At 42.5% G+C, this 9,794-nt stretch carries 7 protein-coding genes and 1 pseudogene; 7 read left to right on the top strand and 1 reads right to left on the bottom strand.

All coding sequences use genetic code 11. From position 1 onward, the window contains the following. Positions 1-125 precede the first annotated feature (125 nt). The 3 genes and pseudogenes from A0U42_RS11280 to A0U42_RS11270 form a co-directional block, all read left to right on the top strand. Positions 126-515, top strand: a pseudogene (locus A0U42_RS11280) (transposase); the annotation flags it as partial. A 189-nt stretch (positions 516-704) separates the two neighbouring features. Continuing rightward, positions 705-2,171: an ATP-binding protein gene (locus A0U42_RS11275; RefSeq protein ID WP_065361060.1), complete on the top strand. Its 1,467-nt coding sequence runs from the start codon at positions 705-707 to the stop codon at positions 2,169-2,171. Positions 2,172-2,445: 274 nt separating this feature from the next. Continuing rightward, positions 2,446-2,928, top strand: coding sequence for a hypothetical protein (locus A0U42_RS11270; protein WP_065361059.1), 483 nt, complete (start codon positions 2,446-2,448; stop codon positions 2,926-2,928). 128 nt (positions 2,929-3,056) lie between these two features. Here A0U42_RS11270 and A0U42_RS11265 read toward each other — a convergent pair whose 3' ends face one another. Next, positions 3,057-3,674, bottom strand: coding sequence for a hypothetical protein (locus A0U42_RS11265; protein ID WP_065361058.1), 618 nt, complete (start codon positions 3,672-3,674; stop codon positions 3,057-3,059). A gap of 378 nt (positions 3,675-4,052) precedes the next feature. Between A0U42_RS11265 and A0U42_RS11260 the strand changes: the two genes are divergently transcribed. From A0U42_RS11260 to A0U42_RS11250, 4 genes are all read left to right on the top strand, one after another. Then, positions 4,053-7,283, top strand: a complete 3,231-nt coding sequence (locus A0U42_RS11260) for a helicase-related protein (RefSeq protein WP_065361057.1) — start codon at positions 4,053-4,055, stop codon at positions 7,281-7,283. Further along, a complete protein-coding gene (locus A0U42_RS11255) occupies positions 7,284-7,913 on the top strand; it encodes a DUF4391 domain-containing protein (protein ID WP_065361056.1) in 630 nt (209 codons plus the stop codon). Beyond that, positions 7,900-8,208, top strand: coding sequence for a hypothetical protein (locus A0U42_RS11750; RefSeq protein WP_218055554.1), 309 nt, complete (start codon positions 7,900-7,902; stop codon positions 8,206-8,208). The genes A0U42_RS11255 and A0U42_RS11750 overlap by 14 nt, the downstream gene beginning before the upstream one ends. 79 nt (positions 8,209-8,287) lie before the next feature. Then, entirely contained in the window at positions 8,288-9,793 is a 1,506-nt protein-coding gene (locus A0U42_RS11250) for a site-specific DNA-methyltransferase (protein ID WP_218055553.1), read from the top strand. Position 9,794: the final 1 nt, after the last annotated feature.

Here is a 9,794-nt window from a genome sequence, read left to right as displayed (position 1 = left end):
CTATGGATTTGATGTAGAGAATCTTCTTGACTGATTTTACGTACGTCGAGATTCAGACATTTGCGAAAAATATTTGACAGTACCTTGGTCTTCTTATCGATAACAAAATTCAAGCCTTCATTTTCAGGAGAGTTGGCCGTATGCTCAAGGAAATCCATGCCCAGGAGGACAAGGACGCAGCTTTGGAGAAGGCGAAGCGTGTCGCTGAAAAGCTTCGCGCGATGAAGCTGAACAAGGCTGCTGACAAACTTTTAGACGGTATTGCTGAGACCCTGACCTACATGGACTTCCCGGAAGAACACTGGAAGAAAATCCGTACGAACAACATGATTGAGCGACTCAATCGAGAGATTCGTCGTCGTACTCGTGTCGTTGGCACATTCCCTGACGGCGAGAGTGCCTTGATGATGGTATGTGCACGGCTTCGCCATGTCGTCAGCACCCGGTGGGGCTCAAAGAAGTACATGGATATGAAGCACCTCTATGGATTTGATGTAGAGAATCTTCTTGACTGATTTTACGTACGTCGAGATTCAGACATTTGCGAAAAATATTTGACAGTACCTGATTTTTCGATAGGATTGATTTGCCGTTAGAAATAGGATAGAATCATCGGTTGGAGATGTATAGGTAATCACGAAAAGCTTTATTGTCGAAAAATTTAGAATCTGTTACAATGAGCCTAAAGGGAGGCGGCAGTAGGAATGGAAAAGGACTCATTGTTTCAAGGTGAATCTAAAAATGTGGAATATAAGGAAATGGTTCCTAAAAACAGCCATAAATATATGAAATCCGTTGTTGCCTTTGCTAATGGAGAGGGTGGACGGGTTATCTTTGGCGTTGAAGACGGAACTATGCGGGTCGTTGGTATTCCCCAGACCGACCTCTTTCGACTAATGGATATCATTACAAACGCAGTTACGGATAGCTGTGAACCGATGATTATTCCCGATCTTTTTGTTCAGGAAGCTGAAGGAAAATCACTTATTATTTTGGAAATTGCGCCAGGAATGCAGCGGCCATATTATATTAAAAAAAAGGGGCCTATAGAGGGAACTTACATCCGCACGGCTGGGACAACGCGCCCGGCAGATCGGGCGATATTGAATGAATTGCTTTTGGAAGGAAAAAATAAGTTTTTTGATCAACAACCGATTCCCAATCTGAAAGTGACGCCGTCGGATGTAGATGTATTATGTCATTCTATGAGAGAATCTGCTGTAAAAAACGCTTCATCGGATCGCCAGCGTAAAGCAATAAAGGAGTTAACGGTCAATCAACTCATTTCATGGGGAGTTTTGATTGAAAATAAAGACCAGCTTATACCGACTTATGCATATGCGATGCTGACACATCAGGCTGAGTATCCGCCGGTTGTTCAATGCGCCGTATTTAAAACGGACGATAGAGCTGTTTTTGTCGATAAGCGGGTCATTGATGCGCCGATTCAAGAACAAATGGAAAAGGCATATCAGTATGTACTTGAAAAAATCAATATGGGTGCTAGATTTCAAGGGGTTTATCGACAAGATTTTTATGAGTTTCCTCCGGATAGCATTCGGGAATTAATTGCTAATGCATTAGTACATCGGAATTATATGGAGGCGGAATCCGTTCAGATATCTCTTTTTTCAGATCGATTGGAAGTTACATCTCCGGGTGGCCTGATGCGCGGAGTAACACCTGAAAAAATGAAAGAAGGCTTTTCAAAGGTTCGAAACCGAGCTTTGGCCAATGCCTTTGAGTACATGAATTTAATCGAAAAATGGGGCAGTGGCTTTCCACGCATTTTCCGAGATTGTCGAGACTATGGTTTGAGGGAACCGGAAATCATTGATTTTGAGGGCGACTTACGTGTTAACTTGTATCGAAGGACTGACCAAACGACTGACCAAACTAAAAAAACTGACCAAACGACTGACCAAACTAAAAAAACTGACCAAATGACTCACCAAACGGGAATAAATTGGCCTGTGAAATTAAATGATAAGGAAAACATTATCTTAACATATCTTCAAAAGAGACCTGACAGCACGCAACAGGAAATTGCTGTGGCAACATCGCTGTCGCTTGGTACTATAAAGTATCATACGAAGAAGCTTCAGGAAAAGGGCTGTCTTCAACGCATGGGAACGCATCGTAAAGGATACTGGAGCGTGGTTCTCAAATGATACTATTTTTACCAGCTACCAGTACGGCTGATTTTGAAAAAATTATGCTATGAAATGCCGATGGAATCGAACTCCGATGATTTGGCCCCTTAAAAATATGAGCCCAGCACCCTGTGTGGCTGTTGGGCTTTTTTGTCGCCGAAAAGGCATGGTAAAAGCCCAAGTTAACTGGGGATAAGTAAGGATTCTTATAGTAAAAAAAGAACCTCTCATGATAAACTGTATTAGTTAAATTATCGAGATGTAGAAGCTTGTATAGAAGTAGGTGATTGCTGTGTCTAAAATTAAGACGATGATTAAGTGTATTTTTATAGGCATATCGCTACTCTTAACTTTGGCGGGCTCGTTTTTTATATTGATGTTATTGAATCATGACTTTTTTCTTTATGTTACTCAGCATTTTGCAACGCCAAGTCATTATAGTATATCAGGAAGTGACTTTGATGGTAACTGGATTGTAGATACGAAGAATTCTGTTACTTTGGAAAATAAAGGACAGTCGATTTTCATTGATGATAATGTTATATATTCATATGGTAAAAGCGGATATATATGTATATATGAAAATGAACCGCAAATAAAGGTATATTATGATGAAAACACAACCAAAGAGGCTATCATGAGGTGGAGTCAATATAAAAACTCATACAAAAACCAATTGATAATAATTAATAATATAAACGATTTATTCCCGAGAGAAAGAAAATACTACGACGAATTAAAAACACAACATATGAAATATCCATTCAGGTATTAACCCAAATTTTTAGTTATCAGCGTTAGATGAGGCCGGCCAAGTGCGACAAGTAGGACTGATTTATACCGTTAGCAGCATAGAGTCGCAAAAAGCCGCATCGTGACTCACTGCGATGCGGCAAAAGGCGTTTAATTTCTTTCAGGAAGTAAGTTGTATAGTTTGACATAAGACATGGCCGTGCCATTTCCGTGACGATTTGCTTGGTACATGATCAGGACGATTTTTTTAGTATGTTTGTTGATGACAAAATTTAAGCCTTCATTTTCGGGAGAAACGTATTCAATGACGCCGTCGTAATCGCGATAGTTTTTATAATATCCGTCGTCTCCGTAGTCTATGTAGGTTCCATAGCGTTGTGTATAGTCTTGAGGTTCTTTTCCGGAATCATAAATAGGACCGTAAGCATATTCGACATCGTTCATCGTCATGCCGACTTCGATACCTTTATCGGTTTTATAGCCGGGGCTGAGAAGAAAAATTTGGCCTAAGCGGTCGCTCCATAAATCAACGGCAACACATTTATCTTCAGACAGATAGAGGTCGTTATAAATGTCGGGAGCAAACTGATGGTCTGATTGCCAGAGTTTGTATGGATACGTATTCAGATAGGTGAAAATATCCGTAGATCTACTGATACCGCCGAGAACCCTGGCGTCGTCTGTTTGGGCTTGAGTCGTATTTAAGTTGAATGCAAAAAGCACGGTTGCTAGACATATTAGACCTTTTAAAATTAAGCGTTTCTTCATAATACCGTCATACTCCTTTAAAAATACTGTATAATAATTTTATTGTACCACGAAAGTGAGTGGAGTGAAGTTATGCAGCACGGCAGGAAGATAAAAAGCACCCTGTATATCCGGTGCAAACCGATAATAATAATGACGGCATTCCAGCCATGGGGGAATCTTTTTATACATAAATGATATCGCAAGAGATAAAAGAGGAATACAGATGGCGCCACATCTGATAAGGGAAATCGGGTCCTTTGGACGAATAATCTTTTCAACCCCAATACAGAAATTCCGGCAAAATCTCCGCGTGGAATTTATTAACAGGAATTAGCCATTTCTGTGTCGAATATTATTATATTACCCATTTTATCATGACCGAAGAAGGACATAGCAATGGAGATTTTTAATAATACCACAAAAGTCGTCAAAGATGATTTGGCAAAGAAACTCAATCCGAACAGCAAAATTTCGATTGCGTCCGCTTGTTTTTCTATTTATGCCTATCAGGAACTGCGGGAGCAATTGCAGGCGTGTGAAGAATTCCGCTTTCTCTTTACGTCGCCGACTTTTGTTGCCGAGAAAACACCAAAAGAACGGCGGGAGTTCTATATCTCTCGTCTTCGGCGCGAAAAAAGTCTGTATGGCACGGAATTTGAAGTGCGCTTGCGCAATGAATTGAAACAGAAGGCCGTCGCCAAAGAATGCGCCGATTGGATGCGGAAAAAAGCACGTTTTAAGTCGAATAGAACCTGCGAAGGCATGAATAATTTCATGCTCCTTTCTGATGGGCAAGAGACCTACACGTATTCACCCTTGAACAGTTTCACGACCGTCGATCTTGGCTGCGAACGGGGAAATAATCTTGCCAACATCGTGAGCCGTTTTGAGAATCCGGCTAGTAGGGAATTCTTAAAGCTCTTCGATACGATATGGAATGATGAAGAACAACTAAAGGATGTTACGGAAGACGTCATCGATATGATTTCTGTCGTCTATCAGGAAAATTCGCCGGAATTGATATACTTCATGACCTTATACAATATTTTCAGTGAATTTTTAGAAGATTTGTCCGAGGATATTCTGCCCAACGAGGCGACGGGTTTTAAAAACAGCAAAGTCTGGCAGAAACTGTATCATTTCCAAAAAGATGCGGCTCTTGGCATCATCAACAAGTTGGAGCAGTATAACGGATGTATTTTAGCCGACAGCGTCGGCCTGGGGAAGACCTTTACAGCCTTAGCCGTCATAAAATATTACGAGGGGCGGAACAAGAACGTATTGGTTCTCTGCCCAAAGAAGCTTTCTGAAAACTGGATGACCTACCGCGGCAATCTGATCAACAATCCCTTGGCAGAAGACCGCTTCCGCTATGACGTCCTTTATCATACTGACTTGTCCCGGAAGGGCGGAAGGTCTGCGATTGGCCTTCCTATCGATCAGATTAATTGGAGCAATTATGATTTAGTCGTTATTGACGAAAGTCATAACTTCCGCAACGGCATCGGGACTGATTCGCGCGGCGGCGAGAAAGAAAACCGCTACATGCGGCTCATGAATCGGGTCATCAAGCCCGGAGTCCGTACGAAGGTTTTGATGCTGTCGGCGACACCGGTAAACAACCGCTTCTTTGATTTGCGCAATCAGTTGGCACTAGCCTATGAAGGAAATGCCGACGAAATCAATGAGAAGCTGCCGACGAAATCGGACATCGATACCATTTTCCGTCAGGCTCAAAAATCCTATAACGCCTGGTGTAAGCTTCCGGAAGACGAGCGAACGACGAAAACCTTGCTGTCTCGACTCGATTTTGACTTCTTCGAAGTTCTCGATGCCGTCACCATTGCCCGGTCGCGGCACCATATCCAAAACTATTACGATACGAAGGATATCGGGACCTTTCCGGAGCGGAATAAGCCAATTTCACTGAATCCGAAATTGACGACGCGAAAAGGGGCCATCAACTATAAAGAAATCTATGAAACGCTGAATGATTTGAAGCTGACCATCTATACGCCGACTCAATTCATTCTGCGCAGTAAAGTGCCAAAGTATCTCTCCCAAAAAGAAACGGAAAACTTCCGCATGGGTCGTGAAGCGGGCATCCAGCGTCTGATGAGTATCAATCTCTTGAAACGCATGGAAAGCTCCGTCCATTCCTTCCTTCTGACGGTGGAACGGATTTACCATTATCTTGACGAGACGTCACAAACGATCGATCGCTTTATCCAATGTGGTACCGGTAATCTCGACGAGGTCGTCGACCTTTCTGGAACTGCGGCTGACTTTGATGACGACGATCAGAATACGGAGTTCTTTACGGTCGGTAAGAAAATACAGATTGATCTGCGGGACATGGATTACATTTCTTGGCAGCGCGATATTGAGGACGATAAAGAAACACTGGCCCATCTCATCGACATGGTTAAGGATATTACGCCGAAATATGACTACAAGCTGAACAAACTCTTGAAAGTCATTGTGGATAAGGAAGCCAGTCCCATAAATCCGGGCAATCGCAAAATCCTGATTTTCACGGCCTTTGCCGATACGGCAGAATATCTCTACGATTATATTGCCCCCAAAGCGAAATCCAAGGGCTTGAACACGGCCTTGGTAACCGGTAGTGTAGAGGGGCGGACGACGATTCCAAAATTCAAAGCAGAAATGAATCATGTCCTGACTTGTTTCTCTCCGCTATCGAAAGATCGAGATGTGTTGTTTCCCGAAGATACGCAGCATGACATCGATATCCTGATTGCTACGGACTGCATTTCCGAAGGTCAGAATCTTCAAGACTGCGACTACTGTATCAACTACGATATCCATTGGAATCCCGTGCGCATCATCCAGCGTTTCGGCCGCATCGATCGTATTGGCAGCCGTAATAAAGTCATTCAGCTCGTCAATTTCTGGCCTGATTTAACCCTCGACGAGTACATCAATTTGAAAGATCGCGTCGAAACGAGGATGCGCATTTCTGTCATGACCTCGACAGGCGACGATGATCTGATCAATCAGGAAGAAACAGGGGATTTGCAATATCGTAAATCTCAGCTGAAAAAACTGAAGGAAGAAGTCGTCGATTTGGAGGATATGAGCTCCGGCGTGTCCATTGTCGACCTGGGCCTGAATGATTTTCGCATGGATTTATTGGCTTATAGGAAGGACCACCCGGACATCGACCACCTTCCTTTTGGAATCCATGCCGTCGTTCCCGGTGAAAAGCCCGGCGTCATTTTCGTCTTGAAGAACATCAATGAACATATTGACGTCAAACATCAAAATCGCCTGCACCCGTTCTATATGGTCTATGTAAGCTGTGAGGGCGATATCATTACCAATCACTTGCAGCCCAAGGATACACTGGATCTTTTGCGCCGTATGGCAAGGGGAAGGGCAGAACCGGACAGTGCTTGTTGCCATCGCTTTAACAAACAGACCAAAGATGGGCGAGATATGAAAAACGTCTCTAAGCTGCTGGAAGATGCCATCGGTTCGATCATCGAGGTCAAAGATGAAGAAGACATTGCCAGTTTCTTTTCTGCCGGCGAAACGACCTTCCAGAGCGGCGGTTTTTCCGGCCTTGAGGACTTTGAACTGATTTGCTTTATGGTGGTGATGTAAATGATTGAATTTCCGGAAAGCACTAAAGTTGGCCGACGACTGCCGAAGGAGGCCTTTTACAAGCATCTGCCCTTGACGCCGTCGCTGAAGAAAAAATTCGTCTCTGACGTAGAAACTATCTTTGTAGAAAACAGCCTGACAGCAAAAAATCTTAATCTTTCGCAAGAAACAGAGATCAAAGAAATCTTGCTCCTTTCAATCATCTTGAAGAAACAGGAATTTGATACCAAAATCGTCGAAGCCATTGCCAAACAAAACCCGCATCCCCTCATTTTTCGTTTGGCCTATGGTGAAGACGTACAGTTGGCAATTTACCATCATAAGCTCTACCGAGGTGAGTGGAATCGGGAAGAGAATATGAATCTGGTTCTTGACGGCAATTTGACGGATATATGGGAGAACCTCATCCGTCAAATTGCCGTGCGCTCCGAAAATATGCATCCACAGAGGACACAGAGCCTGGATGAACAACTGAAAACTCAAGCCGACATCGAGCGCCTGAAAAAACTGATTCAAAGGACCGCAACGGCCGCTTGGAAAGAAATACAGCCGAAAAAGAGGTTCGAGCTCTATACGGAGCTTCAGAAATATAAAAAAAAATTGGAGGAAATCACCCATGGACAAGCTTGATATGCAGACCCCTGATATAGCAGAGGAAAATTACAAAAAATTGGCGGAACTCTTCCCCAATGCCGTAACCGAAAGTATTGACGAAGAGGGAAATGTCGTTCGCGCTATTGATAAGGACGTCCTCATGCAGGAAATCAATACGACCGTCGTAGAAGGACAGCAAGAGCGCTATCAATTTACCTGGCCGGATAAGAAACAGTCTATACTTTTAGCCAATCAGCCCATTGCCAAGACCTTACGCCTCAATCGAGAAAAATCTGTGAGTCGAAATTGTGTACGGGGGGGGGGACATTGATAGCGAGAATATATACATCGAAGGCGATAACCTCGATGCCCTAAAACTGTTGCGGGAAACGTACCTTGGAAAAGTCAAGATGATCTATATCGATCCGCCTTATAATACAGGGCATGACTTCATCTATGAAGACGATTTTTCACAAGACGCCAGTGAATATATGGACAATAGCGGCCAAAAAGATGAAGAGGGGAACTGGCTTGTACAAAGGGAAGAAGATCGCTTTGTACAAAATAGTGCTTCCAATGGGCGATTTCATACGGATTGGCTAAATATGTTGTATCCACGATTGAAGATTGCGAGGGATTTTCTTACCGAAGATGGAGTTATTTTTATAAGTATTAATGACTATGAAGTTGGAAATTTACAAAAAATTTGCGATGAAATATTCGGACATGAACATTATCTGGGGACAATTGTCTGGAAAGCAAGGGTTAAACCGGTAAATATAGGTAAGGCTAAGTATAAGCCACAAAAGGAAATTGATTATGTTTTATGTTATGAAAGAACCTCTAAATCTAACTTTTATCCACTTTACAAAGGCGGCAAAAGGTCATATCCGTATTTAATTGATAATAGAAAGTATCGATTGGCAACAATTTTAAAATCTAATAGAGGGACAAATTATCGTTCGACGATGTCGTTTGAACTGAATGGTTTTACGCCTGATGAGGGGCAACGCTGGCAGGCTGGCAAAAATGAGATTAAACGTCTTTGGGATAATGGCTATATAGAATTCAAAGAGAAAACTCCTTTTAGAAGATATTATGAAGATGAGGAAAAAGAAGAACATAGTCCTTTTTATTGCTTTATGGAGAAAGAATGGTCTTCGACTTCTGAACTGGGTAAGTTGGAGTTAAATGCATTATTAGGGGATTTTCATGGATTTGATACAGTTAAACCAGTTACGTTACTAAAAACTTTAATCATGGCATGTACGAATGAAGATGATTATATATTAGATTTTTTTGCAGGTTCATCCACAACTGCCCATGCATTATTCCGGCTTAATGCGCAAATGAAATCACAGCGAAAGTTCATTAATATACAAATTCCAGAAATTTGTTCTTCATCAAGTAAGGTTAATGGAAAATTTGTTAATACTATTTGCGATATCGGAGAAGAACGCATTTTTTGTGCCAGTAAAAAAATCAAGGAAGAAACGGGGGACGACATCGATTACGGTTTCCGTTGCTTTACAGTTGATTCTTCCAATATGAAAGACGTCTACTATCGGCCCAACGATATCGACCAGATGACCTTGGAAGACTATACGGATAATATCAAGGAAGATCGGACGCCAGAAGACTTATTGATTCAGGTCATGCTGGACCTTGGCGTACTCCTTTCTTCTAAGATTGAAGAAAAGGACATTGCCGGTAAGAAGATCTTTTCGGTACAGGACGGGTATCTCATCGCATGCTTTGATGAGAAGGTGACCGACGAAGTCGTGACTGCTATTGCCAAGGAACATCCTTTCTACGCCGTTTTCCGTGACAGCAGCATAGCTGATGACAGTGTGGCTGCCAACTTTGAGCAGATCTTTGCGACTTACAGCCCGCAGACCGTAAGGAAGGTGTTGTAAG

It is taken from the genome of Megasphaera sp. DISK 18 (assembly GCF_001682955.1).
In the GTDB taxonomy this organism is placed as follows: domain Bacteria; phylum Bacillota; class Negativicutes; order Veillonellales; family Megasphaeraceae; genus Megasphaera; species Megasphaera massiliensis.
This window is presented reverse-complemented; position numbering and strand designations above follow the sequence as displayed.